Origin of the sequence: Aquabacterium sp. A7-Y, from assembly GCF_026153205.1 — a bacterium.
Lineage (GTDB): Bacteria > Pseudomonadota > Gammaproteobacteria > Burkholderiales > Burkholderiaceae_C > Caldimonas.
This window is the reverse complement of sequence record NZ_JAPFBW010000013.1, coordinates 65,763-90,912: the sequence shown is the minus strand read 5'-3', so window position 1 is coordinate 90,912 and position 25,150 is coordinate 65,763. Positions and strand designations below refer to the sequence as shown.

The 25,150-nt window shown below is 67.9% G+C and carries 21 protein-coding genes; 11 read left to right on the top strand and 10 right to left on the bottom strand.

Features of this window, described 5'->3' with window-relative positions; genetic code table 11:
* Positions 1–5 precede the first annotated feature (5 nt).
* The 7 genes from OOT46_RS13815 to OOT46_RS13785 all read left to right on the top strand — a co-directional run bounded on the left by OOT46_RS13815 (position 6) and on the right by OOT46_RS13785 (position 8,396).
* Complete coding sequence (locus tag OOT46_RS13815) at positions 6–794, top strand: exodeoxyribonuclease III (protein ID WP_265404192.1); 789 nt, start codon at positions 6–8, stop codon at positions 792–794.
* Positions 795–900: 106 nt separating this feature from the next.
* The gene (locus OOT46_RS13810; protein WP_265404191.1) at positions 901–1,560 is read left to right on the top strand and encodes a hypothetical protein; all 660 of its coding nucleotides are present in this window, start codon (positions 901–903) and stop codon (positions 1,558–1,560) included.
* A gap of 210 nt (positions 1,561–1,770) precedes the next feature.
* Entirely contained in the window at positions 1,771–2,331 is a 561-nt protein-coding gene (locus OOT46_RS13805) for a hypothetical protein (RefSeq protein ID WP_265404190.1), read from the top strand.
* 102 nt (positions 2,332–2,433) lie between these two features.
* Entirely contained in the window at positions 2,434–2,634 is a 201-nt protein-coding gene (locus OOT46_RS13800) for a CsbD family protein (RefSeq protein ID WP_265404189.1), read from the top strand.
* Complete coding sequence (locus OOT46_RS13795; RefSeq protein WP_265404188.1) at positions 2,573–5,626, top strand: type VI secretion system Vgr family protein; 3,054 nt, start codon at positions 2,573–2,575, stop codon at positions 5,624–5,626. Before OOT46_RS13800 ends, OOT46_RS13795 begins: the two co-directional genes overlap by 62 nt.
* A gap of 38 nt (positions 5,627–5,664) precedes the next feature.
* Positions 5,665–7,854, top strand: coding sequence for a hydroxyethylthiazole kinase (locus tag OOT46_RS13790; RefSeq protein ID WP_265404187.1), 2,190 nt, complete (start codon positions 5,665–5,667; stop codon positions 7,852–7,854).
* Positions 7,851–8,396, top strand: coding sequence for a hypothetical protein (locus tag OOT46_RS13785; RefSeq protein WP_265404186.1), 546 nt, complete (start codon positions 7,851–7,853; stop codon positions 8,394–8,396). The genes OOT46_RS13790 and OOT46_RS13785 overlap by 4 nt, the downstream gene beginning before the upstream one ends.
* Before the next feature lie 99 nt (positions 8,397–8,495).
* Here OOT46_RS13785 and OOT46_RS13780 read toward each other — a convergent pair whose 3' ends face one another.
* From OOT46_RS13780 to uvrA, 8 genes are all read right to left on the bottom strand, one after another.
* Positions 8,496–10,019 carry a sigma-54 interaction domain-containing protein gene (locus OOT46_RS13780; RefSeq protein ID WP_265404262.1) on the bottom strand — a complete coding sequence of 508 codons (1,524 nt, stop codon included), beginning with the start codon at positions 10,017–10,019 and terminating at the stop codon, positions 8,496–8,498.
* A 53-nt stretch (positions 10,020–10,072) separates the two neighbouring features.
* A complete protein-coding gene (locus tag OOT46_RS13775; RefSeq protein WP_265404185.1) occupies positions 10,073–11,047 on the bottom strand; it encodes a branched-chain amino acid ABC transporter permease in 975 nt (324 codons plus the stop codon).
* Between the two features lie 13 nt (positions 11,048–11,060).
* The gene (locus OOT46_RS13770; protein ID WP_265404184.1) at positions 11,061–11,945 is read right to left on the bottom strand and encodes a branched-chain amino acid ABC transporter permease; all 885 of its coding nucleotides are present in this window, start codon (positions 11,943–11,945) and stop codon (positions 11,061–11,063) included.
* A 91-nt stretch (positions 11,946–12,036) separates the two neighbouring features.
* Positions 12,037–13,251 (bottom strand): ABC transporter substrate-binding protein, encoded by a 1,215-nt coding sequence (locus tag OOT46_RS13765; protein WP_265404183.1) that lies wholly within the window; start codon positions 13,249–13,251, stop codon positions 12,037–12,039.
* A 64-nt stretch (positions 13,252–13,315) separates the two neighbouring features.
* Positions 13,316–14,053, bottom strand: a complete 738-nt coding sequence (locus OOT46_RS13760) for an ABC transporter ATP-binding protein (RefSeq protein ID WP_265404182.1) — start codon at positions 14,051–14,053, stop codon at positions 13,316–13,318.
* Positions 14,053–14,832 carry an ABC transporter ATP-binding protein gene (locus OOT46_RS13755; protein WP_265404181.1) on the bottom strand — a complete coding sequence of 260 codons (780 nt, stop codon included), beginning with the start codon at positions 14,830–14,832 and terminating at the stop codon, positions 14,053–14,055. The genes OOT46_RS13760 and OOT46_RS13755 overlap by 1 nt, the downstream gene beginning before the upstream one ends.
* Before the next feature lie 437 nt (positions 14,833–15,269).
* Positions 15,270–15,890 carry a 2-hydroxychromene-2-carboxylate isomerase gene (locus OOT46_RS13750; RefSeq protein ID WP_265404180.1) on the bottom strand — a complete coding sequence of 207 codons (621 nt, stop codon included), beginning with the start codon at positions 15,888–15,890 and terminating at the stop codon, positions 15,270–15,272.
* Positions 15,891–16,269: 379 nt separating this feature from the next.
* Positions 16,270–19,215, bottom strand: coding sequence for an excinuclease ABC subunit UvrA (uvrA, locus tag OOT46_RS13745; RefSeq protein WP_265404179.1), 2,946 nt, complete (start codon positions 19,213–19,215; stop codon positions 16,270–16,272).
* A 120-nt stretch (positions 19,216–19,335) separates the two neighbouring features.
* On the opposite strand from uvrA, the gene OOT46_RS13740 reads away from it, so the two are divergent.
* On the top strand, positions 19,336–19,752 hold the full coding sequence (locus OOT46_RS13740; protein ID WP_265404178.1) for an Ig-like domain-containing protein: 417 nt from the start codon (positions 19,336–19,338) through the stop codon (positions 19,750–19,752).
* 58 nt (positions 19,753–19,810) lie between these two features.
* On the opposite strand, the gene OOT46_RS13735 is transcribed toward OOT46_RS13740, so the two are convergent.
* Positions 19,811–20,215 (bottom strand): hypothetical protein, encoded by a 405-nt coding sequence (locus OOT46_RS13735; protein WP_265404177.1) that lies wholly within the window; start codon positions 20,213–20,215, stop codon positions 19,811–19,813.
* A 136-nt stretch (positions 20,216–20,351) separates the two neighbouring features.
* Positions 20,352–22,244 (bottom strand): DNA helicase RecQ, encoded by a 1,893-nt coding sequence (gene recQ / locus OOT46_RS13730; RefSeq protein ID WP_265404176.1) that lies wholly within the window; start codon positions 22,242–22,244, stop codon positions 20,352–20,354.
* Positions 22,245–22,415: 171 nt separating this feature from the next.
* Between recQ and OOT46_RS13725 the strand changes: the two genes are divergently transcribed.
* The 3 genes from OOT46_RS13725 (at position 22,416) to OOT46_RS13715 (ending at position 25,018) form a co-directional block, all read left to right on the top strand.
* Positions 22,416–23,603 (top strand): MFS transporter, encoded by a 1,188-nt coding sequence (locus OOT46_RS13725; protein ID WP_265404175.1) that lies wholly within the window; start codon positions 22,416–22,418, stop codon positions 23,601–23,603.
* Between the two features lie 122 nt (positions 23,604–23,725).
* Complete coding sequence (gene ssb, locus OOT46_RS13720) at positions 23,726–24,259, top strand: single-stranded DNA-binding protein (RefSeq protein ID WP_265404174.1); 534 nt, start codon at positions 23,726–23,728, stop codon at positions 24,257–24,259.
* Positions 24,260–24,451: 192 nt separating this feature from the next.
* Complete coding sequence (locus OOT46_RS13715; protein WP_265404173.1) at positions 24,452–25,018, top strand: hypothetical protein; 567 nt, start codon at positions 24,452–24,454, stop codon at positions 25,016–25,018.
* The last annotated feature ends 132 nt before the right edge of the window (positions 25,019–25,150 follow it).

The window sequence follows — 25,150 nt, the reverse complement described above, 5'->3', positions numbered from 1 at the left end:
GCGGGATGCTACGCGTCATCTCTGCAAATCTGAACGGCATCCGCTCCGCGTCCACCAAGGGCTTTTTCAGCTGGCTGGCCCAGCAGCAGGCCGACGTGGTCTGCGTGCAGGAGCTCAAGGCCCAGGCGGGCGACATCAACGAATCCATGCGCCAGCCCGAGGGCCTGCGCGGCTGGTTCCACTGTGCCGAAAAGAAGGGCTACAGCGGCGTCGGCCTGTATGCCCGGCGCGAGCCCGACCGGGTGGTGGAGGGCATCGGCCACGCCGGCTTCGACGCCGAGGGCCGCTACCTGCGGGCCGACTGGGGGCCGCTGTCGGTGATCTCGCTCTATCTGCCCTCCGGCTCCTCGTCGGAGGAGCGGCAGCAGGCCAAGTTCCTGTTCATGGAAGAGTTTTTCCCGGTGCTGCAGGCGCTGCGTGCCGAAGGTCGCGAGATCCTGATCTGCGGCGACTGGAACATCGCCCACCAGAACATCGACCTGAAAAACTGGAAAGGCAACCAGAAGAACTCGGGCTTCCTGCCCGAGGAGCGCGCCTGGCTCACGCGGGTGTTCGACGAGGTCGGCTGGGTCGACGTCTACCGGCGCCTGCATCCCGAGGCGGGCGAGGAGAGCTACACCTGGTGGAGCAACCGCGGCCAGGCCTGGGCCAAAAACGTGGGCTGGCGCATCGACTACCAGATCGCCACCCCCGGCCTCGCGGCCACCGCCTCGCGCGCCGCGATCTTCAAGGAACAGCGCTTCTCCGACCACGCACCGTTGACGGTGGACTACGGCTTCGATATCGGGTCGTGAAGGAATCAACGCGGGCCGCGACTGAGCTAGTCGCGGCACCGGGAGGCGCGGCATTTGTATCGGCGTGTAGTGGGATGATGGGGCTCCATTGAAGGAGACCCCCCTGATGAATTCCGCAGTACTTCGCTCCGTTGCCGCCCTGGCGCTGTGCAGCGCCGCCACGCTCTCGCACGCCGGTGAGGTCTACACCGGCATCGGCTTGCCGGGCCTGATGATCGGCTATGCCCAGCCGCTGAACGACAGCTTCACGCTGCGCGCCGACTTCGCCACGCTCGGCAGCCGCAGCAAAAACGGCAGCGAGGAAGGCATCGACTACGAAGGCAAGATCAAGTTCAGCCGCATCGGCCTGTTCGGTGACTGGTTCCCCTTCGGCAATGGCTTCCGCTTCACCGGCGGCGTGACCTTCAACAAGATGCGCGCCGACCTGGAAGGCCGTCCGAGCGGCGGCACCATCACGATCGGCGATACGACCTATGCCGCGTCCGGCGAGGACCGCTTCGACGTCGAAGTGAAGTTCCCGAGCACCACGCCCTACCTGGGCCTGGGCTGGGGCCATCAGGCCGGCCCGAAGGGCGGCTGGGGCTTCGCTTTCGACGTCGGTGCTTCCTTCGGCAAGGCCAAGGTGCGCGGCAGCGTCAGCGGCCCGCTGCTGTCGCAGACGGTCAGCCAGGAAGACATCGACCGCGAACTCGAGGAAATCCGCGACGGTGTCGGCAAGGTCAAGGCGATTCCGCAGTTGAGCGTGGGCGTCAACTATCGCTTCTGAGCGCTTAAACGGCCGCCGTGTGGCGGCCGTTTGCAATCCTTGCGATCCTTGTTGTAGGACTGCTCCGACAGCGTTTTCTCCGCTGTCCTAGGCGCGGCCACCGGCCTGTCCGGCACGTTCCTCGCTGCTCTCTGCCTACGCTTCAGCCTGTCGGTTTGCCCCTACACGGCGACCCGGCGGATTCGAAACCATGATGCAGGAGGACAGAACATGAACCGCGCACTCAAACCCGCCCGTCTGACCCAGTCCCTGGCAGCCCTGTTCGGCGCCCTGGCGCTGGCGACAGCCGCGCACGCAGCCGGCGACAAGACGGTCTACGACCAGGCCCGCGCGACTGCCAAGGCGAGCTATGACACCGCGCGCAAGCAGTGCGACTCGCTGTCCGGCAACGCCAAAGACGTCTGTGTCGCCGAAGCCAAGGCCGCCCGCACCAAGGCCGACGCCGACGCCGAGGCCAGCTACAAGGGCACCGTGAAGGCCCGTCAGGAGGCTGCCAAGGACATCGCCGAGGCCGACTACGAGGTGGCCAAGGAGCGCTGCGACGACCAGAACGGCAATGCCAAGGACGTGTGCAAGAAGGAAGCCAAGGCGACCTACGAACAGGCCAAGGTGGATGCCAAGGCCCAGCGCGACATCTCGGAAACGCGCAAGGACGCCGCCGAGGACAAGCGCGACGCCCGGTACGAAGCTGATGCCGAGAAGTGCGACACCCTGAGCGGTGATGCCAAGGACGTCTGCCAGGACCGCGCCAAGCGCATGAACAAGCAGTGATAGCACCGGCCGGGTCGGGCCTGGCAGTATCGGCCCGGCCCGGGTGACGGCGCCGGCGGTCCGCCGCCGGCGACCATGACCTCGCAGCACAAGGAGCGTGACATGAACTGGGATCGTATCGAAGGCAACTGGCGCCAGCTGAAGGGCAAGGCCATCGAGCAGTGGGGCAAGCTCACCGACGACGACTTCGACCGCATGGACGGCAAGCGTGAGCAGCTGGTGGGCCGCATCCAGGAGGCCTATGGCCTGTCCCGCGATGAAGCGGAGCGGCAGGTGCGCGACTGGTCGGATCGACTCAACTGAACTTGACTGGTTCACAAGGCCCCGCGCGGCGGGGCCGCCTTTTCCACTGCGTCCATGGGGTGTAGGCGCTAACTTCTGTGCGAAACTGTTCTTCCAACAAGGGCGGTCGTCGATCGGCGATCCCCCAAAAACGGGAGGGCGCATGCACAGGTCATTTCAGGCATTGCCAGCGCTGGATGAGGTGGCAAGCGCCTTGGACGTTGCCGTCCCCCGAGGCACCCGCCTGTACGAGCTTTACGGCTCCGGTGCGGTCGGCCGTCTGCTGGTGGAATCCTGGGTGGCCCGCGAGGCGCTCAGCGATCTCTTCGAGTTCCGCATCAACACGCTGAGCACCGACGCTCACCTGCCCCTGGGCGATATGCTGGGACAACGAGCGACCCTGCACATCGCTCTGGCCGATGGCCGCCGCGCGACGCGCAGCGGCATCGTGATGCAGGCTGGTGCGCTGCAATCCGATGGCGGGCTGGCACGCTATCAGCTCGTCGTCCGGCCGTGGCTGGCGGCGCTGCAGGGTCATCGGCGCAGCCAGAGTTTCATCGACAAGAGCGTCATCGAGATCGTCGGGGCGGTGTTCCAGGCCCACTGCGGGATTGCCGCGTGGACCGGGTCCGACGAGCTTGCGCGCTTTGTGTCCCGGGTGCCGCCTCGGCACTATTGCAATCAGTTCGCCGAGACCGACTACGACTTCGTGCGTCGCATCCTTTGCGAGGAAGGCGTCGGCTGGTGTTTCGAGGAGGACGACCAGGCACCGCACGCCCACCGGCTGCGCTTGTTCGCCGACAGCACGCGCTTTCCGGAAGACCCCACCAGCGCGAGCGGCGGCGGTCTTCGTTTTCAACGCGCCGACGGCCAGGAGCCGTGGGACGCCGTCCAACACTTCGCGCTGTGGCACCAACTGGCGGCGGCGTGTTTGACGCTCACTGCCTGGGACCACGCCCGCAAGTCGGGGCAGGCCGCCAGCGTCCCGACTCTCGGGCGCATCGGCGGCGTGCAGGCGCCGCGGATCGAGAGCTATGACCCGGGCGGTCGTGTCGACCACCACAACGGCGCCACCCGCTTCGCATCCGAGCACTACGGCCGCCGCTTGCTCGAATCGTACGAGGCAAGGCGCTGTCGCAGCCTGGGCACGAGCACGGTGCGCAGCCTGAGGCCGGGCTGTAGCTTCACGCTCCGCCATGCGCCGCTGTCCGAGGGAGAGACACAGCGCTACGTCGCGACGGCGGTCCGCCACGCCGGCATCAACAACCTGCCGCGCGAACTCGGTGAGCACATTGCCCGGCGACTCGGCGCAGCCCGGTTGTCGTCGGCGGCGATCGCCTTGCCGGAACGGGTTCGGGCGCAGGCCGAGGCGAGCGGCTACGCCAACGAGTTCGAGTGTGTGCCGGCGAGCCGACCATGGCGGCCCGTGCTGCTGGACGAGACCGGCGCTCGCATCAACCCCAGACCTACCGTTGCCGGGGCGCAAAGCGCCATTGTGGTCGGGCCGGAAGGCCAGACCCACGCGAATGGCGCTGACGGGATCTACACCGACCGGCTCGGGCGCATCAAGGTGCGGTTCCACTGGCAGTCGCAGGCCCGTCACGCAGAGTCCAGCGACCACAGCATCTGGGTGCGGGCCATGCAGCGGTATGCCGGCGCCGGCATGGGGACCCAGTTCATCCCCCGCATCGGGCAGGAGGTGGTGGTGATCTTCGAGGAGTCGGACATCGACCGGCCCCTGGTGGTCGGCGCTGTGTACAACGGCAAGGGCGAGGGCGGCGTGCCGGCCACACCCGGCGGGGCGATGGTTGAGACGGACACCCGTGTTTTCACGCGGTCCACCGACCACCTGCCCAGCGGCCAGGCAGACCTCGCGGCTGGCAACAGCCCGGCATGGCACGGCCTGGCCGCGGCGGAAGACCAGCAATGCAACGCTGCGGCACTGAGCGGCGTGAAGACCAGGGAGTTCGGCGGGGAGGGCCACAACTGCCTGGTCTTCGATGACAGCGACGCGCAGTTGCGGGTGCAGGCGGGCAATACGCAGCATGCCAGCTGGCTCAGCCTGGGGCACCTCCTGCACCAGGCCGACAACCACCGCGGCAGCTTCCGCGGTGCGGGCTTCGAGCTGCGCACGGACGCCTATGGCGGCATTCGCGGCGGGCGTGGCCTGCTGCTGACCACCTGCGCCACACGAACTGCCACACCGGCGGGCGACAACGCAGCCGGCATGGCGCTCGCGAAGCAGGCGCAGCAGCTGGCAAGGGCCTACAGCGACGCGGCGAGGATGCACGAGACCGTCCAGCAGGCCTGCCACTTGGGCGCGGCGCAGCCCGGTGCAAGCCTGGCCAACCACCGGGCAGCCCCCTTGAAGGCATTGCACACGGTGCTCGGTGGCACGGTGGCGGGGCAGGGTTACGACGAGGCGGTGGCGGACGCCGCTGCCAGGAACCACCGGACCGGCTCGGAGCAGCTGCCTCAGATGACGGACCCGGCGGTGGCCGTCACGGCAAAGGCGGGCCTCGGCGTGGTGGCTGGGCAGGCTTTGCAGACGGCAGCCGGCGAAGGCATTCATCTCGGCAGCGGCCGAGACACTCAGATGGCAATAGGTGCGCAGGCACGCCTGCACGCTGGCCAGGCGATCGGCGTGTTGGCCGGCGCCGTGAAGGCAGGCGGAGGCGCGGCCGGCTCAGGCTTGACGGTGATCGCGGCACAGGGCGACATCGACATGCAGGCGCAGGCCGGGCGGATGGACATGGCTGCGAGGCAGCAGATGGATGTGAAGAGCCGGAACGGGCATATCGACTGGGCGGCGGCCAGGAAGATCACGCTTGCCACTTCGGGCGGGGCGAGCATCACGATCGACGGCGGTGGCATCGTCACGCAGTGTCCGGGGAAGATGACGGTGCATGCGAGTAGGAAGAGTTTTCAGGGGCCAAGCACGTCCGAGTACTTCCTCCCGCCTATGCCGAAGGCTGACTTCAGGCGAAAGAACGATTTTCCGTACTCTCTTTGAGTACCGGCAAAAAACGACGACTGCCACGTGAGGGTCCCATGCTGATCAGTCCCCCGTTCCTGCTATCACGTCAGGCCAACGAAACAGAGGACCAATGGGTTGAACGGTGCATGCCGGGCGGTGATCCCGGGGATGGCACATTCCCCATCAGTTTTTCGCTTGGCTGGCACGGTGGCTTGCATCTGTGTGCTCCTCTGAACGGTGCTCGGCCCGCAACTGTCCGAGCGATTGCCGATGGAACGATCGCCTATGTCCGTTCCCCTGCGCAACAGCCCTCGGGCCCGCTGCCTCCAGACCATGCACAGGCCTATCGCGGCGGCTGGACGGACAACGGAGTTGTCGTCATTCGACATGAGACGGAAATCGGCGAACGCACAAGCTCTCGCGTAATTTTCTTCTCGATCTACATGCATCTAAGGCGGGTGCATCCCGCAGTGATCCTGAACCGCTTGATCAGTCGCAAGGGGCAAGTGGGCGAAGCGGGTCAAATCTATGGAGACACGCAGCCCAAGGTCCACTTCGAGATCGTTTGTGACGATGAGAACTTGCGAAAGTTGATGGGTCGTCCAAATGGCCCATTGAATGTTACTGCGGACGGGCGGGCGGATGCGCTCTATGGAGAGGTGTATATCCGTATCCCAGGCGGTACACCCATATATTCCGTCCGGCCTGGAGATGACGTCACCAATCCTGCTTCTGAGCCAGTTGACAGGACGGCGGATCCATTGTTCGTCGGCATTCGCTATGACACCGGCTGGGGCACTGACGAAGATCGTGGCTCTGCCCATGTGACAACCTACGCGGAGAATGGGTCTGTGGTGGGAGCGGTCTTGCGAGAGCTGGGGGCCGAGTACGACCTGCACGCGGCAGCTGTTCGTATCAGCAATGCACATTCCGCTCCGATGCGCCCTGTGCCGAGCGCCGTGTACGAATTGCTTCGGTTCGGCCGCATCATTGGACCGGAGGCCTTGAATCCGGCCCGCACGCCCCATTGGAGACAGATCCGCTACACAGGTGGTGGCGTCGGTTGGGTCGACCTGAATGCGCCCGGAACCTTGAAGTTCAGCGATGCGGATTTTCCACATTGGAAAGGCTGGAGCCTGATCGACGACTCACAGGATCAGGACAGCCGTTGCGACTCGCCGACCCTCAAGCGATGGCTGGATGTCAACGGAGATGGAGGCATATCGCCAGCAGAAGCGAGGGCCCGCCTCCAGCAGCCTTCTATAGTTCGACAACTCGCCCGCGCGGTCTGCAGGTTTGTCAGCGAGTGGGATCTCGATGCGGTGTCGAATGACCGAACCTTCAATGCGCGCTGGGGATGGCTGAAGAACTCCACTGAGGAAAACCCAACACCGATCAGCGAGGACGACTTTGGCCGCCTTAAAGCCCACGTTGCCGCATTGGCCTTCCAGGCTGATGGCCTAGACCGCTCGATGTGGCACTGGCCGCCGCGAGAGTTCATCAAACATTTCCGCAAAGTCATCTGGTGGAGCGAGAGCGAACTGCTGCGGATCTACCCGGAATCCGCACAAGAAAACCGGGCAGTCTATCGCCAGGAGCTCGGCAAGGTGTGCAGGAAGTACGGCATAGCGCCAAATCTTCGAGCGGCTCATTTCTTCGGACAAGCTGCTGTAGAGTCGAACCAGTTGAGGTGGATGGCGGAGTTGTTCAACGGCGACCCGTTGAACTACTTCAGGCACTACGAGCGAGCAGCCAACTTCAGAGGGTGGCTGGGCAATGTTCAGCGTGACGACGGAGGAACCTACCGAGGGCGAGGCTTCAAGCAGATAACCGGCCGCAGCAACTACATGCAGTATTGGGTTTACCGAGGCTGGCTTGATCCGGGCACCGTCGGCGGCGCGTGGTGGCGAGACGCTCGATGGTGGGGGATACCCGGCAACTACGTTCATGCACAACATCAAAACCGACCTGCAGTTCAGGACGCCGCCCTGGTCGCCACACTGCTGGCTGAGCGACGTCCACCCATCATCATCGGACCTGAGAGAGCTCAAACAGATCCTTACACGTGCATCGACACGGCAGGTTGGTTCTGGGCCAAGAACAGGCTTTTTTCGATCGCCGAGGCGGACGACGCCGTGAGGATGACCAACCGAGTACGAGGGGACCGAGCAGAGACGGCGGACGGATTTCCGCCTGCGGCGCACTATCCTGAACGCTTGCGACATACGCGACGCGTCCATCGGGTCGTGGGAGATGCCGAATGAAGGACCTTCTCGCATGTGGCAGTACAGCCGGTCTTCTCTTGGCGTGCGGCACCTGCGCCGCGGATGCCGCGGTGCAGGACCGTGCGGTCCAAGTCAACGAGCAGATCAGCGTCGCATGGCGTTGCGCTCCAGCGCAGAACGGCGACACATGCGTGGAGCTTCGGTCTATGCGCGGGAGGAAACCGGCGACAGACACAACGCCCGTATTGCGCCTTTCCTTCCCGTTGCTTGAAGATTGCGACTCTGCGGTGGTCGTGGACGACGACGTCAACAATGACGGCACGCCGGACCTCTCCGTGTTCGGCGATTCCTCGCTCTCCACCTCGACGCGCGCCGTGGTACTGGTGACCCCCGGTACAGGAAGCTTGCTCTTCGCAGGCAACCTCCCTGTCGCCGCGGAAAAGCTCAGCCCGGGCGTTTATGTGACGAGAGAAAGCGCGGGTGATAGCGTGCAACTGACCACGTACAGGTTTCAGGGCATGGGTCGAATGAAGACAAGCGTCGCCATCTCGAAAATTGGCAGCAAGAAATTCGCTGACTAGAAGTGAAGTTTCGATCTTCTGGACGAAGCGAAGTTTTGAGCTCGCGGCGGATTCGACCGGGTCTGATGTAGACCCACATCCGGGGAGCCTGCGGTATCGCTATTCCCCACGCCCTTCCCCCTCCTTCACTCCTCCCTCGCTACCCCCCGCTTCCTGCGGCAGCAACTGCCACCGCCCCAGCCCGTACGCAGCCATCTTGCGATACAGCGTTGCCCGCCCCATGCCCAGCCGCTTGGCTGCGGCGGCGACGCTGCGGCTTTCGGCCAAGGCCTGCTCGATCAGCTGGCGCTCGTAGTGCTCCATCGCCCCCTGGTAGCTCTGCGCGTCCAGCCCCTCGGGCGCCGGCAGGGCCGGCGGCTCGGGAGACGGCGTCGTGTCGCCCGGGCCGGCGCTGTGCAGCGCCGCTCGCACGCTGGCGGCCGTCAGCACCCGCGAGTCCGACAGCACGAGGCAGCGCTCCAGCACGTTGCGCAGCTCCCGGATGTTGCCGGGCCAGCGCTGCCGGGCCAGCAGCGCCAGCGCCTCGGGCCGCACCTCGCATGGCCGCCCGCCCTGCTGCTCGGCCAGGCTGTCGAGCACGGCGCTGCAGATCGGTTGCAGGTCCTCGATGCGATCGCGCAGCGGCGGCACCGCGATCGACAGCACGTCCAGGCGGTAGTACAGGTCGGCGCGGAAGGCGCCTCTCGCGACCAGCTCGGCCAGCGGGCGTGAGGTGGCCGCAATGATGCGGACGTCGGCACACAACACCTCGTTGGAGCCCAGCGGCTCGAACTCCTTCTCCTGCAGCACCCTCAGCAGCTTGGCCTGCAGGCCCAGGGGCATGTCGCCGATCTCATCGAGGAACAGCGTGCCGCCGTGCGCCACCTGCAGCTTGCCCTGGCGTTCGCGGCGGTCGGCGCCGGTGTAGGCGCCAGGCGCCACGCCGAACAGCTCGGCTTCGAGCAAGTTGTCCGGGATGGCCGCCATGCTCAGCGAGACGAAGGCCCGGTGCGCGCGCGGCGAGGCAGCGTGGATGGCATGCGCGAGCAGCTCCTTGCCGGTGCCGGTCTCGCCCAGCAGCAACACCGGCGAGCCGCTGGCCGCGGCGCGTCGGGCAGTGCGCTTGAGCTCCAGCGTCGCGGCCGAGACGCCGACGAAGTCGGACAGCCGGTACTTGGCCTGGCGCGTCACCGAGCGCGCCTTGCGCGCCGCCGCCAGCTGCTCCTGAAGGTGCAGGAAGCGCGAGACCAGCGGCGACAGCACGGCCCACTCCTCGAACAGCGTGAAGCCCACCGCACCGACCACCGAGCCGTCCTCGGCCTGCAGAGGCAAGCGCGTCACGACCAGCGGCTGGCCCGGAGCGTCGAGGATGTCCAGCAGGATAGGCTGGCCGGTGTCGACCACCTCCCGCATGCGGCTGTTGGGTATCACCTCTTCACACGGGCGGCCCAGCACCTGGCGTGCGTCGGCGATCCCGAAGCGCTGCGCATGGCGGGCGCTGATCCACGCGATGCGCGCCTCCCGGTCGACCACCAGGGTGCCCTGGCTGGCGCGCTCGAAAGCGTTGAAGAAGGACTGCACCGACGAGGCCCGCAGCGCCGGATGGCCGCTGCACCGCGCCACGTCGGCCGCGACTGCCCACATGTCCGAGTCGTTCGCATCCATCTGCATCACCTCTCGCGATGTGCGCTGCACGCTCACGCCCTGCGCGCCGGCAGCCGGTGAATGATCTCCCCCATGATCCCGCGCCGGAACGCGAGCACGCAGACCACGAAGATCGCTCCGATGACCGTGGTCACCGATTCGCCGAGCGCCTGCATACCCGCGATGCCGGTGCCCTGCGCCAGCGCCTCGCCGATGTCGCCCAGCTTGTTCTCCAGGGTGACGATGACCGCCGCGCCGACCAGGGGCCCGCTGAGCGTGCCCAGGCCGCCGACCAGGGTCATCAGAATCACCAGGCCCGACATGGACCAGTGCACGTCGGTGAGGGTCTCGAAGCCCATCACCAGCACCTTCAGCGAACCGGCGAGGCCGGCGAGCGACGCCGACAGCACGAAGGCGAGCAGCTTGAAGCGCCGCGTGTCGTAGCCCAGCGAGACCGCCCGCGGCTCGTTCTCGCGCAAGGCCCTCAGCACCTGGCCGAAGGGGGAATGCACGATACGCACGATGCCCAGGAAGGCGACGGCCACGATGACCAGCACCACGTAGTACAGCGTGCGGTCGTTCTCCAGGCTCAGCAGGCCCAGCAGGTGCCCGCGCGGCACACCCTGCAGCCCGTCCTCGCCGCCGGTCAGCGGCGACTGCAGGCAGAAGAAGTAGAGCATCTGGGCCAGCGCGAGCGTGATCATCGAGAAGTAGATGCCCTCGCGCCGTATCGCCAGCGCGCCCATCACGAGGCCGAGCAGCGCCGCGCAGGCGGTGCCGGCCAGCAGACCCAGCTCCGGGCTCAGGCCCCACACCTTCAGTGCGTGGCCGCAGACATACCCCGCGCCGCCGAAAAACGCCGCGTGCCCGAAGGACAGCAGCCCGGTGAAGCCGATCAACAGGTTGAACGCGCAGGCGAACAGGCCGAAACACAGCACCTTGAGCACGAACACCGGGTAGGCCCCGAGCCAGGGGGCCGCCATGAGGGCGGCCAGCAGCAGGAGATAAGGGACTCGCTCGTTGTGCATGCCGCACACTCCTTCAACGCGACCTGCCGAACAGCCCGGCAGGCCGGAGCAGCAGCACGATCACCATGATGAAAAAGACCACCGTGGCCGAAGCCTCGGGGTAGTAGACCCGGGTCAGGCCCTCGATCACGCCCAGCCCCAGCCCGGTCACGATGGAGCCGAGGATGGAGCCCATGCCGCCGATCACGACCACGGCGAAGACGACGATGATCAGGTTCTGCCCCATCAGCGGCGAGACCTGCATCACCGGCGCGGCCAGCACCCCGGCGAATGCCGCCAGCGCCACACCGGCGCCGTAGGTCAGCGTGACCATCAGAGGCACGTTGATGCCGAAGGCTTCCACCAGGCGCGGGTTCTCGGTGCCGGCTCGCAGATAGGCACCCAAAGGGGTGCGCTCGATCAGGAACCAGGTGGCCAGGCAGGCGGCGAGCGACGCTCCCACGACCCACGCCCGGTAGACCGGTAGCACCATGAAGCCCAGGTCGACCGCGCCGCTGAGCTGCTCGGGTGGCGAGTAGGGCAGGCCGGACACACCGTACTGGGCGCGCAGCAGGCCTTCGATCAGCATCGCGACGCCCAGGGTCAGCAGCAGCCCGTAGAGCGGGTCGAGCTCGTAGATCCACTGCAGCAGCAGCCGCTCGATCAGCACGCCGAATGCCCCCACCGACAGGGGCGCCAGCAGCAGCATCCACCAGTAGCCCAGACCCAGCAGCTCCAGGCCCAGCCAGGCCAGCACCGCGCCCAGCATGAACAGCGCTCCGTGGGCGAAGTTGATGACGTTGAGCAGTCCGAAGATCACGGCCAGGCCGAGGCTCAGCACCGCATAAAACGACCCGTTCACCAGCCCGAGCAGCAACTGGCTCAGCATCGCGGGCAGGGGGACTCCAAATATTTCCATGGGGACAAGCCGTTGGTTGGGAAAGGTCCGCAGCACGGGCGGCGGCGTGAAGGCTCACGCGGGACCGGGGCTGGCCGCGGGTGTCGCCGCGTCAGCTTTTCATCAGCGCGCACTTGGACTCGGCCGGCGTCGCGAAGACCTGCGCGCCCGGCATCGTCGCCACCCGCTTGAGCAGGTCCCAAGGGCCCTTGGACTCGGCCGGCGCCTTGGCCTGCAGCAAGTACATGTCGTGCACGAAACGCCCGTCCTTGCGGATCTGGCCCTTGGCGTAGAAGTCGTTGATGGGGGTCTTCTTGAGCTGCTCCATCACCTTGTCGGCGTCGTCCGTGCCGGCCGCCTTGACGGCGTTGAGATACGTCATCGTGGCCGAGTAGTCGGCGGCCTGCAGGCTGCTGGGCATCTTCTTGGTCTTCTCGAAAAAGCGCCGTGCAAACTGGCGGGTCTGGTTGTTGGTGTCCCAGTACCAGCTGTCGGTCATCAGCAGGCCCTGGGTGGTGGGCAGGCCCAGGCTGTGCACGTCGTTGAGGAAGACCAGCAGGCCGGCCATCTTCATGCTTTTCGTGATGCCGAACTCGCGCGCCGACTTCACCGCGCTGACGAAGTCGCCGCCGGCGTTCGCGAGCCCCAGGATCTGCGCCTTCGACGCCTGCGCCTGCAGCAGGAAGGACGAGAAGTCCGAGGCATTCAGCGGGTGCCTCACCGAGCCCACCACCTTGCCGCCCTGGGCCTTCACGACGTTGCTCGTGTCGCCTTCGAGCGAGTGGCCGAAGGCGTAGTCCGCGGTCAGGAAAAACCACGACTTGCCGCCCTGCTTGAGGATGGCCGAAGCGGTGCCCTTGGACAGCGCGATGGTGTCGTAGGCATAGTGCACCGTATAGGGGGTGCACTCCTCGTTGGTGAGCCGTGCCGAGCCGGCGCCGACGTTGATATAGACGCGCTTCTTGCCGGCAGCCACACCGCTGACGGCCAGTGCGGTGCCGGAGTTGGTCCCGCCCAGCACCAGGTCCACGCCCTGCTGGTCGAACCACTCGCGCGCCTTCGAGGCAGCGATGTCGGCCTTGTTCTGGTGGTCCGCCGAGACGAATTCGATGGGCTTGCCCAGCACCTTGCCGCCGAAGTCCTCGATCGCCATGCGTACCGCCTCGGCGCCGTTCTTGCCGTCGATGTCGGCATAGAGGCTGGACATGTCGGTGATGAAGCCGATCTTCACGGCGTTGCCGCTCAGCTGGGCCGAAGCCGCCGGCGAGGCGAGCCCGAGAACGAGTGCGAAGCCGGCAGCGGTCAGGGCCACGGGAGGGTGTGTCATCGTGTTGTCTCCTTCTGGCGGGCCGTGGCCCGCCGGTTCTGCTGATCGACCCGCACGCAGCGGGTCACACGCCAAGCAACTCGTGCAGCACGGGCAGCTTTTCTTCGAGCTGGGCGGCATCGAAGGACTCGACGATGCGCCCGTGCTCCATCACATGCAGGCGGTCCGCCAGCGGCGCCGCGAAGCGGAAGTTCTGCTCCACCATCACCACGGTGTAGCCCTTGGCCTTGAGCGTGCGGATCATGCGTGCCAGGGCCTGCACGATGACCGGGGCCAGGCCCTCCGAGATCTCGTCGAGCAGCAGCACGTCGGCGCCGGTGCGCAAGATGCGCGCCACGGCCAGCATCTGCTGTTCGCCGCCCGACATGCGGGTGCCCGGGCTGCGGCGGCGCTCGCGCAGGTGGGGGAACATTGCGTAGATCTCGTCCACGCTCATCCCGGGGCCGCGACCTGGCAGGCGCGGCGGCAGCATCAGGTTCTCCTCGCAGGAGAGGCTGGCGAAGATGCCGCGCTCCTCAGGGCAGTAGCCCAGGCCGTGGCGGGCGATGCGGTGGGTGCGCAGCGAGATGGTCTCGACGCCGTGCACCCGGACCGAGCCGCGGCGTTCGCCGGTCAGACCCATGATGGCGCGCAGCGTGGTGGTGCGGCCGGCGCCGTTGCGGCCCAGCAGGGTCACGACCTCGCCACGCTTCACGCTCAGGTCCACGCCGTGCAGGATGTGCGACTCGCCGTACCAGGCCTGCAGTCCGCGGATCTCGAGCGCCGGCACCTCGGCGCCGGCAAACGCGGCGGTGGCGGCCATCAGTGGGCTCCCTTCAGCGGCTCGTCGGTGCTGCCCATGTAGGCCTCGATCACCGCGGGATTGCGCGATACCTCGGCATACGAGCCTTCGGCGAGGATGGCGCCGCGCTGCAGCACCGTGATGGTGTCGGCAATGGAAGCGACGACGTTCATGTTGTGCTCGACCATCAGGATGGTGCGCCCGGCGCTGACCTTCCTGATCAGCTGGGTGACGCGCTCGACGTCCTCATGGCCCATGCCCTGGGTGGGCTCGTCGAGCAGCATCAGGGCCGGCTCCATCGCCAGCGTGGTGGCGATCTCCAAGGCGCGCTTGCGTCCGTAGGGCAGCTGCACGGCCGGCGTGCGCGCGAGCTCGGTCAGCCCCACCTGATCAAGCAGCGCCATCGCCTGGCCGTTCAGGGGCGTGAGGCTGGCCTCGCTCTTCCAGAAGTGCATCGAGGTGCCGAGCTGGCGCTGCAGCGCGACGCGCACGTTTTCCAGCACGCTCAGGTGGGCGAACACCGCCGAGATCTGGAAGGAGCGCACGATGCCGCGGCGCGCCACCTGGGCGGGGCCCTCGCGGGTGATGTCCTGCCCCTCGTAGAGGATGGTGCCGGCGCTCGGCTCGATGAACTTGGTCAGCAGGTTGAAGCAGGTGGTCTTGCCGGCGCCGTTCGGGCCGATCAGCGCGTGGATGCTGCCGCGCCTGACGTTCAGGTCGACCTTGTCGACCGCGGTGAAGCCCAGGAAGTCCTTGCTCAGGCCCTGGGCGCGGAGCACGTAGGGGCCGTCCGCGGTCATGGGCGGTCAGCCGGCAGGGCACGCGAGACGGTGACGAAGGCGGGACATGCCTCGCCGGAGGGATCGCGGCGCCGAGGGGACCGGACACCGGGTTCGAAGTGAGCGCCGAGAGCGGTCGCGCAGGCAGCAAGGCAGGCAGCAGGCGGCACAAGGCAAGCCGCAAGGGCACCCCGGTAGGTCACGACGATGTCTCCTGAGTGGTGGGGCGCGCCAGTCAGGCTGGCGCGCTGTCAGGGGCCCTTAGCGCAAGCCGTGTGCCACGGTTGCAGGAATGCGCCAAGCTCTTGTCGTGCAAGGAAAACAGGGAACCGTCCAGGGTTTTCCCGCTCTGTCTCAAGTCCTGGACAGTGTCTGCTCATCGAGCAGGGTTTCCGCGGAGGAATGTCTTTGAGCCGGACACCTGCCCGAGCGGACAGGCGGCCGCCTGCGGGGCGGCTTCAGCGCCGGGAAGCCGCCTGACCGCGCAGGCGGCGTTCGACGAAGTCGAGTCGGTCCTGGCCCCAGAACAGCTCGCCCTCGATGACGAAACTCGGTGCGCCGAACACGCCGGCGGCGATGGCGCCTTCGGTATTGGCTTCATACCGCTCATGGGCGGCCTGGCTGTGGGAGTCGTCCAGCCGCGCGGCGGGCAGGTCGCACTGCCGCACCAACTCGGCGAGCACCGCTTCGTCGGCGATGTTCAGTTCGTTCACCCAGACCGCACGCTGCACGGCGCCGGCCAGGCGCATCGCGGGCTCGCTGCCGTCCTTCATCTCGACCGCGACGATCAGGCGGGCGGCCTCGTCGCCGTTCACGGGGAAATAGCGCGGCTGCAAGTTGATGGGCAGCCCCAGGAATTCGCTCCAGCGGCGCAGTTCGAGCAGGCGGTAGGCCTGGCGCTGCGGCGCGCGCTTGGACAGCGGCAGGCCGCCCGAGACGGCGAACACCTTGCCGCCCAGGTCCACCGGCAGGACCCGGATCTGGGCGCCGGCCTCCCGTGCGATGTCTTGCAGGCGCTGGTGGCCCAGGTAGGCATACGGGGACTGCGGCGCGAAGTAGTAGTCGACGGTCAGGCTCACGAGGGTCCTCCTTGGAATGCGGCGCAGTCTAGCCCTTGGGAAGACACCGTGGAGGCGCTGCGGCGTTTTCCTTTCCGCATGCATGGAGGTGTGCGGCGGCGGCGTCACTGAGGCTGCAGATGTGCCAGAAGGAGGGGGAGTGGGTTGGGACGGGACGCTGAGGTCGCGTCAAAGAGAAGGCTCGCCAGCACCAGCAAAGCCAGGCCGCTGGCGAGCCGCAAAATCGTCCCCGCCAAAGTGAGGGAGGGGTGAGGGGGGGCAGGGACGCGGCGGCAGTTTAGCGGTCGTTCCAGTTCTCGAGGGAGGTGTTTCAAAACGACGCACATCACTCCCCGCATGAGACGTCGATGCGATAGGACAAAAGCCCTGAGACAGGACTCTAGAGCAAGGCCTTCAGATAGCGCCCGGTGTAGCTTTCCGGATGAGCGGCAATCTCCTCCGGTGTACCGGTCTTGACCACGGTGCCGCCGCCTGCCCCGCCCTCGGGTCCCATGTCGATGACCCAGTCGGCGGTCTTGATCACGTCGAGGTTGTGTTCGATCACGACGATGGTGTTGCCGTGGTCGCGCAGCTGGTGCAGCACCTGCAGCAGCAGCTGGATGTCGGCGAAGTGCAGACCGGTGGTCGGCTCGTCGAGGATGTAGAGGGTGCGCCCGGTGTCACGTTTGCTCAGCTCCAGCGCCAGCTTCACGCGCTGCGCCTCGCCGCCCGACAGGGTGGTGGCGCTTTGTCCCAGGCTGATGTAGCCCAGACCGACGTCCAGCAAGGTCTGCAGCTTGCGCGCGATGGCCGGCACGGCGCTGAAAAACTCGCGCCCTTCCTCGACCGTCATGTCCAGCACCTCGCTGATGTTGCGGCCCTTGTAGAGCACCTCCAGCGTTTCGCGGTTGTAGCGCTTGCCGTGGCAGACGTCGCAGGGCACATACACGTCCGGCAGGAAGTGCATCTCCACCTTCAGCACGCCGTCGCCCTGGCAGGCCTCGCAACGCCCGCCGGCCACGTTGAAGCTGAAGCGCCCGGCGCCATAACCTCGCTCGCGCGCCGTCGGCACTTCGGCGAACAGCTCGCGGATGGGCGTGAACAGGCCGGTGTAGGTGGCCGGGTTGGAGCGCGGCGTGCGGCCGATCGGGGACTGGTCGACGTTGATGATCTTGTCGAACACGTCCAGCCCCTCGATGTCGTCGTGGGGCGCCGGCTCGGCATGGCTCTGGTAGAGCTTGCGCGCCACCGCGGCGTAGAGCGTGTCGTTGACCAGCGTCGACTTGCCCGAGCCCGAGACGCCGGTGACGCAGGTCAGCAGGCCGACCGGGATCTCCACCGTCACGCCCTTGAGGTTGTTGCCCCGCGCGTTGACGATACGCAGCCGCGCCGCGTTGCTGGCGGGCTGCCAGCCGTGGCGTTTTTTCGGCACGCCGATGGTGAGCTTGCGCGCCAGGTAGCGGCCGGTCAGCGAGTCCTCGGAAGCGGCCACCTCGTCCGGCGTGCCCTGCACCAGGACGCGGCCGCCGTGGATGCCGGCGCCCGGCCCCATGTCCACCACGTGGTCGGCGGCGCGGATCATGTCCTCGTCGTGCTCCACGACCAGCACCGAGTTGCCCAGATCGCGCAGGTGGCGCAGGGTGCCGATGAGGCGGTCGTTGTCGCGCTGGTGCAGGCCGATGCTGGGCTCGTCGAGCACGTACATCACACCGGTCAGACCCGAGCCGATCTGCGAGGCCAGGCGGATGCGCTGGGCCTCGCCGCCCGACAGCGTGTCGGCGCTGCGATCGAGGCTCAGGTAGTCCAGGCCGACGTTGTTGAGGAAGCTCAGCCGCGCCCGGATCTCGCGCACCACCTTGTCGGCGATCTCGGCCTTGGCGCCTTTGAGCGTCAGGGTTTCGAAGGTCGCCAGCGCGTCGCGCAGGGTGGCGTGCGAGATCTCGTAGATCGGCCGCGCGGCGCCCGAGGCCGCGTCCACCAGCTTGACGTTGCGCGCCTCGCGGCGCAGCCGGGTGCCTTCGCACTCCGGGCAGGGCTTGGCGCTCTGGTAGCGCACCAGTTCCTCGCGCACCGCCACCGAGTCGGTCTCGCGAAAACGCCGCTCGAAGTTCGGGATCACGCCCTCGAAGGGGTGCGAGCGCTTGACCGTGCGTTTGCGCCCGCCGGCGCCCTCGGCCTGGTAGACGAACTCGATCTCGTCCTCGCCGGAGCCCCGCAACAGCACGTGTTTCGCCGTCTCGGGCAGTTCCTCCCAGGGCAGATCGACGTCGAAGCCGTAGTGCCGCGCGACGCTTTCCAGCAGCGAGAAGGTGTAGGCATTGCGGCGGTCCCAGCCCTTGATCGCGCCGCTGGCGAGGCTCAGCGACGGGAAGGCGACCACCCGCTCGGGATCGAACACCGTCACCTCGCCCAAACCGTCACAGGACGGGCAGGCGCCGACCGGCGAGTTGAAGGAGAACAGCCGCGGCTCCAGCTCGGCCAGCGAATAGCTGCACACCGGGCAGGCGAACTTGCTGGAGAACAGGTGCTCGCGGCCGCCGTCCATCTCCAGCGCGATGGCGCGCCCGTCGGCGATGCGCAGCGCCGCCTCGAAGCTCTCGGCCAGGCGCTGCTTGGCATCGCCGCGAACCTTGAGCCGGTCGACCACGATGTCGATGTCGTGCTTCTCGGTCTTCTTCAGCTTGGGCACGTCGGCCGCTTCGTAGATGGTGCCGTCGATGCGGAAGCGCACGTAACCCTGGGCCTGCATGTCCTGGAACAGCTCGGCGTGTTCGCCCTTGCGATCGCGCAGCACCGGCGCCAGCACCATCAGCCGGGTGTCCTCCGGCAGCGCCACCGCCGCGTCCACCATCTGGCTCACGCTCTGCGCCTCCAGCGGCAGCTGGTGCTGCGGGCAGAAGGGCGTGCCGGCGCGGGCGTACAGCAGGCGCAGGTAGTCGTGGATCTCGGTGACCGTGCCGACCGTGGAGCGCGGGTTGTGGCTGGTGGCCTTCTGCTCGATCGAGATCGCCGGCGACAGGCCCTCGATCACGTCGACGTCGGGCTTGTCCATCAGCTGCAGGAACTGCCGCGCATAGGCCGACAGGCTCTCGACATAACGCCGCTGGCCTTCGGCGTAGAGCGTGTCGAAGGCCAGCGAGGACTTGCCGGAGCCCGACAGCCCAGTGATGACCACCAGCCGGTGGCGCGGCAGGTCGAGGTCGATGTTCTTGAGGTTGTGCGTGCGCGCGCCGCGGATGCGGATCTGCGGCCCTTCGGGCGCCGGCGCGGCCTCCGCGGCCGGAGGCGCGGCCGAAGCCGGGACGGAGGGCGAGGCGCGCTTGCGCGCAGACGGACGCTCGGGCATGGCTCTGGCCGGGTGAGGAAAACCCATCATCATAGTGGGCCCGCCTGTCAGAGGCTGTCAGTGGGGCGGCCGTGCCGCTGTGCGCTTGCCCGGCAGGGGCCCGCCCGCTTAGCATGCGGCATGGCGATTGCAACCCGACCTTTCCTCTCCCCGGCCCGAACGGCGGCCCTGGCCCTGCTCCTGGCGGTGGTGGCCGGCTGCGGCGGTGGTTTTTATGTCGGCGTCGGCGACGAGTTCGACGACCAGGGCCCCGACGTGGAACTGGTCGCCTCGCCCGACCCGGTGTCCTCGGGCGGCGTGCTGGCACTGCGCGCGGTGGCCAGCGACGACAGCGGTGAGGTCGAGCGGGTCGAGTTTTTCCGTGTCAACGGCGACGAGCTGGAAAGCCTGGGCGAGGACGAGGAGGCGCCTTTCCGCCTCGACGTCACCGCACCCAGCGTCAGCGCCGCCCGCTCGGTCGAATACGTCGCGCACGCCTGGGACCGCCATGACCACCGCGGCGAGAGCCCGCGGGTCGCGGTCAGGGTGCAGCCCTGAGGCGCGGCGGCCCCCGGGCCTCGCTACATTGGATCTGGCCTGGTGCGTTGAGCGGCGCTCAGCCGCCGGACGCGGGATCGGCCTCCGCGTCTGGGAGCGGGTTCAGCTCGGTCAGCAGCAGCTGCGTTTGCCGGTGCGCCCGCGACCGCCAGCGGCGCCGCCGCGCCGGCACCTCGACCACCACGTCCTCCGCGCTGTCGGCCAGCTCGGCGATAGCGCCCAGCAGGCTGCGCGAGCCGGTCATGAACAGCCGCCGGATGCGGGTCTCGGGGTCGCAGCCGTGCTCGCGCTGCTGGAGGTGAGTCCACTGCTCGTACTCGCCGTCGGTCAACGCGTCCAGCGGCGCGCCGGCGCCCGGCTGCGTCACCAGGGAGGGTTCGATGCGACCCGTGTGCTCGTCGAACACGCTGAACAGCGTGTGTCCGTCAGGGAAGCGGATGGCGGCGAGATAGGATGAGCTCATGGTCGTGTACTGCAGGCCCCTGGGATGGACTCGTCCGCACTCTGACACAGCCGGGCCCGAGCGGTTCCACCCTCCGAAGGGGGGCTTGGCAAGCGGGCGAGCTTGGGCTCCAGGCGGCGGCGCCCGCCGCGCCGCTTCAGCGTGTGCCCAGCACCCTCAGGATCTCGCTGCCGTAGGCTTCCAGCTTCTTGGCGCCGACCCCGCTGATGCCGCCCAGTTCGTCCAGGCTGCCGGGCGCGACGCGGGCCATTTCGGCCAGCGTGGCATCGTGGAAGACGACATAGGCCGGCAGGTTGTGTTCCCGCGCGACCTCGGCGCGCCAGGTCTTGAGGGCCTGGTAGCGCTCCTGGGCTTCGGCGTCCAGGTCGGCGGGCGCCGCCCGGGGCGACGCTTTGCGCCCGGCGGACTTGCCGCGCTTGGTCTCGGCCGGCACGCGCAGCTGCAAGCTCACCTCGCCGCGCAGCACGGTGCGTGCGCTGTCCGTCAGCCCCAGCGTGTTGAACTCGCCCTCGGCCACCACATGGCCCAGTGCCACCAGCTGGCGCAGCACCGAGCGCCACTGCTGTTCGCTCAGGTCGGCGCCGATGCCGAAGGTGCTCAGCTGATCGTGGTGGTACTGCGCCACCTTGTCGGTGCGCTTGCCCCTTAAGACATCGATCAGGTGGCCGGCGCCGAAAGCGCGCGGCCCGAAGCCGCCGCCGTGCTGGTGGAAACGGTAGATGCAGGACAGCGCCTTGCGCGCCGCCTCGGTGGCGTCCCAGGTGGCCGGCGGCTGCAGGCAGTTGTCGCAGTTGCCGCAGGGCCGGCTCGCCTCGCCGAAGTAATCGAGCAGGCGCACGCGGCGGCACTCGTGGGTCTCGGCCAGGGCCAGCAGGGCGTCCAGCTTGCCGCGCTGCACGCGCTTGAACTCGTCGCCGGCCGGGCTGTCGTCGATCATGCGGCGCTGGTTCACCACGTCAGCCAGGCCGTAGGCCATCCAGGCCTCGGCCGGCTCGCCGTCGCGGCCGGCGCGGCCGGTCTCCTGGTAGTAGCTCTCGATGTTCTTGGGCAGGTCGAGGTGGGCGACAAAACGCACGTCCGGCTTGTCGATGCCCATGCCGAAGGCGATGGTCGCGACCATCACGATGCCCTCCTCCCGCAGGAAGCGGTCCTGGTGCCTCTGGCGCACCGCCGCGTCGAGGCCGGCGTGGTAGGGCAGCGCGGTGAGGCCTTCGTCGTTCAGCCAGGCGGCGGTCTCCTCCACCTTCTTGCGCGACTGGCAGTAGACGACCCCGGCCTCGCCCTCGTGTTCGTCGCGCACGAAACGCAGCAGCTGGGCGCGCGGGTTGTCCTTCTCGACGATCAGGTAGCGAATGTTGGGCCGGTCGAAGCTGCTGATGAACACCCGGGCGTCCTGCAGCTGCAGGCGCTCGATGATGTCGGCGCGGGTGTGCTCGTCCGCGGTGGCGGTCAGCGCGATGCGCGGGACGTCGGCGAAACGCTCGTGCAGCACGCTCAGGCCCAGGTACTCGCTGCGGAAGTCGTGGCCCCATTGGGAGACGCAGTGCGCCTCGTCGATCGCGAACAGGCTCAGGAGGCCGCGCTGGTGCAGCGAGTCGAGCTGGGCCAGGAAACGCGGCGTGGTGATGCGCTCCGGCGCGGCGTAGAGCAGGGTCAGGCGGCCGCTCATCATCTCGCGCTCGACGTGCTGGGCCTCCTCCAGCGACAAGGTGGAGTTGAGGAAGGCGGCGTGCACGCCGACCTCCTCCAGCGCCCCGACCTGGTCGTGCATCAGCGCGATCAGCGGCGACACCACGATGGCCACGCCCCGGCCGCGCCGGTGACGGGCGATCGCCGGCACCTGGTAGCACAGCGACTTGCCGCCGCCGGTGGGCATCAGCACCAGCGCGTCGCCGCCGTCGACGACATGGGCGACGATGTCCTGCTGGCGTCCACGGAAGTGGGGGTAGCCGAACACCTCGTCGAGGATGTGCAGCGGCTCGGCCGAAGCCGGCTGGGAACGGTGGGTCGGAGGGGCGAGGGAGGACATGGGCGGCGATTTGCGCAAGACGCGCGACCCGCATCCTAACGCCGCCGGCAGGAGCCCCGACCTCGCGCAGGGTCGTGGAGCGTGGCGGATGGGGACCAAGGGACATTTGCACGCTCGGCGACAATAGTGGTTTGCCCACACGAGTTCATGAGTCCATCGTCCTCCCCGCGCATGACCCCTGCGGAACGCCGGGCCAGCGGCTGGCTGGCGGCGCTGTTCGCGCTGCGCATGCTGGGGCTGTTCCTGATCCTGCCGGTGTTCTCGCTGCATGCCCGTGAGCTGGCCGGCGGCGAACGCATGGCGCTGGTGGGCCTGGCGATCGGCATCTACGGGCTGACCCAGGGCGTGCTGCAGATCGCCTACGGCTGGGCGTCCGACCGCTACGGCCGCAAGCCGGTGATCATCACCGGCCTGCTGATCTTCGCCGCCGGCTCCTTCGTCGCCGCGCTGTCCGACAGCCTCTGGGGTGTCATCGTCGGGCGGGCATTGCAGGGCGCCGGCGCCATCTCGGCCGCAGTGACCGCCTTCATCGCCGACAGCACGCGCGACGAAGTGCGCACCAAGGCGATGGCCATGGTGGGCGGCTCGATCAGCCTGGCCTTCGCCCTGTCGCTGGCACTCGCGCCCTGGCTCTACACCGTGATCGGCATGGCCGGCCTGTTTTCGCTCACCGGCGTCCTGGCGCTGGCCGGCTGCCTGGTGGTGTGGCGCCTGGTGCCCGACGCGCCGCAGCTCCCCGCGGCGCCACTGGCGACCGCCTGGCGCACCGTGCTGCGGCACCCCGAGCTGACGCGCCTGAGCCTGGGCGTGTTCCTGCTGCACACGGTGCAGATGGCGATGTTCGTCGTCGTGCCCATCGCGCTGGTCGAGCATGTCGGCCTGCCGGTGCGCCAGCACGGCTGGCTTTATCTCGGCGTGGTGGTGCTCTCGCTCGCCGCCATGGTGCCGCTGATGCTGTGGAGCGAGCGGCGGCAGCAGCTGCGCGCCGTCTTCCTCGGCGCCGTGGCGCTGCTGTCGCTGAGCCAGGCGGCGCTGGCCTGGACCTGGACCGAGCCGGCGGCGCTGATCGCGCTGATGGTCTGCTTTTTCATCGGCTTCAACCTGCTGGAAGCCAACATGCCCTCGCTGGTGTCGCGCGTGGCGCCGCCGGCGGCCAAGGGGCTGGCGCTGGGGGTCTTCAATACCAGCCAGTCGCTCGGGCTGTTCGCCGGCGGCCTGCTGGGCGGGCGGCTGGCCGGCGCCTGGGGCCACTCGGCGGTGTTCCAGGTGTGCGCGGCGCTGGCCGCGCTGTGGCTGGTGCTGGCCTGGCCGATGCGGCCCCCGGCACGCCAGCGGGTCAAGGCCGAGGCGTCGGGCTGAGTGTGGCGTCCCGGGCGGTTGTGGGCGCCTGGGCAGGCCGCAGGCGCCGCATCTTCTAGCAAGCGCCGGGCCATCGGGGATAATGCCCGATCCGCCCGAAATGAACCTCAAGGAGCCGAGCCATGGCCTCTGTCAACAAAGTCATCCTGATCGGCAATTGCGGCCGAGATCCCGAAGTCCGCTACACGCCCACCGGCACGGCCATCTGCAACGTTTCCGTCGCCACCTCGAGCCGCCGCAAGGACCGCTCCTCGGGCGAAAACATCGAGGAGACGCAATGGCACCGGGTCACCTTCTATGAACGCCTGGCCGAGATCGCCGGCGAGTACCTGAAGAAGGGCCGTCCCGTCTACATCGAAGGCCGCCTGAAGTACGGCAAGTACACCGACAAGGACGGCATCGAGCGCAACACCGTCGACATCATTGCCGAGCAGATGCAGTTGCTGGGTGGCCGCGAAGGCATGGGCGGCGGCGACGAGATGGGCGGCGGTGGCGGTGGCTACAGCCGCGGCCGCGATCGCGACAGCGACGAGACGGGCGGCGGCGCTGGCGGTCGTCCCGAGCGCGCGGCGCCCGCCCCGCGCCCGGCACCCCGCCAGCAGGCCCCGAAGGCTGCGACCGGCTTCGACGACATGGACGACGACATCCCGTTCTAAATCAGAAAATTTGGTTTTTTTGTTGAAAGGCTCCGCAAGTCTTTGATTTGCGGAGCCTTTTCTATTACCAGGCCAGGCCCGCGCTCACCCGGGAGGTATACGGTTCGGCGGGCTGGTCAGGCGACACGCGTACTTCGCGGCGCCGGCGCCGGCCCGCATCGATCTCGTGTCGGCCGGGCACCGGCCGGCGACATGCGCACGGCGCTCGCGCTGAACCCCAACGCACTGACGGCCAGCGAGCGCTACCCCGAGCAGTTGCTCGATCTGCAGGCGTGGGTGACCGGCCAGTCCCATCGCGGCCTCGTGGCGCGCCAGCGTCCGCCGCGGGACAGCGGCGATGCGCGGGTGCCGCAGCTGTGGGTGCTCGGCAGTTCCGATCACGGCGCCCGGCATGACCTGCCCTATGCCTTCGCCTACTTTTTCAATGACGGGCGGGGTGTGGAGCAGGCGCTCTCCCTGTATCGCTCGCTGTACCAGCCGAGCGCACGGCACCCGCAGCCGCAGGCGACGGTGTGTGTCTGGGCCCCGGCGGCCGACACCGAAGCCGAGGCACGCCACCACGCGCTGAGCTACGACCGGTGGCGCATCAACCCCCTGCGTGGCACACCGGGTCACTGCTGCCGCTCGACAGGGTCGCCGCCGAAGGCTTCGACGCGGCCGAGCTGCCCGGTGTCGAGGCGGCCCGGCGCCACGCCTTCGTCGGCGCGGCCCGGCAGGTGGCGGACCGCCTGCGCTCACTGGCCGAGGGCTTGCAGCTGAGCGAGCTGGCGATCAACACCTGTGCCCATGATCCGGCCGCCCGGCGCCGTTCATACGCCTTGCTGGCGGAGGCCTTCGACCTGGCGCGAGCGGCGCCATTCGCCGAAGCAGCGGCCTCTTGCTCGATGGCGG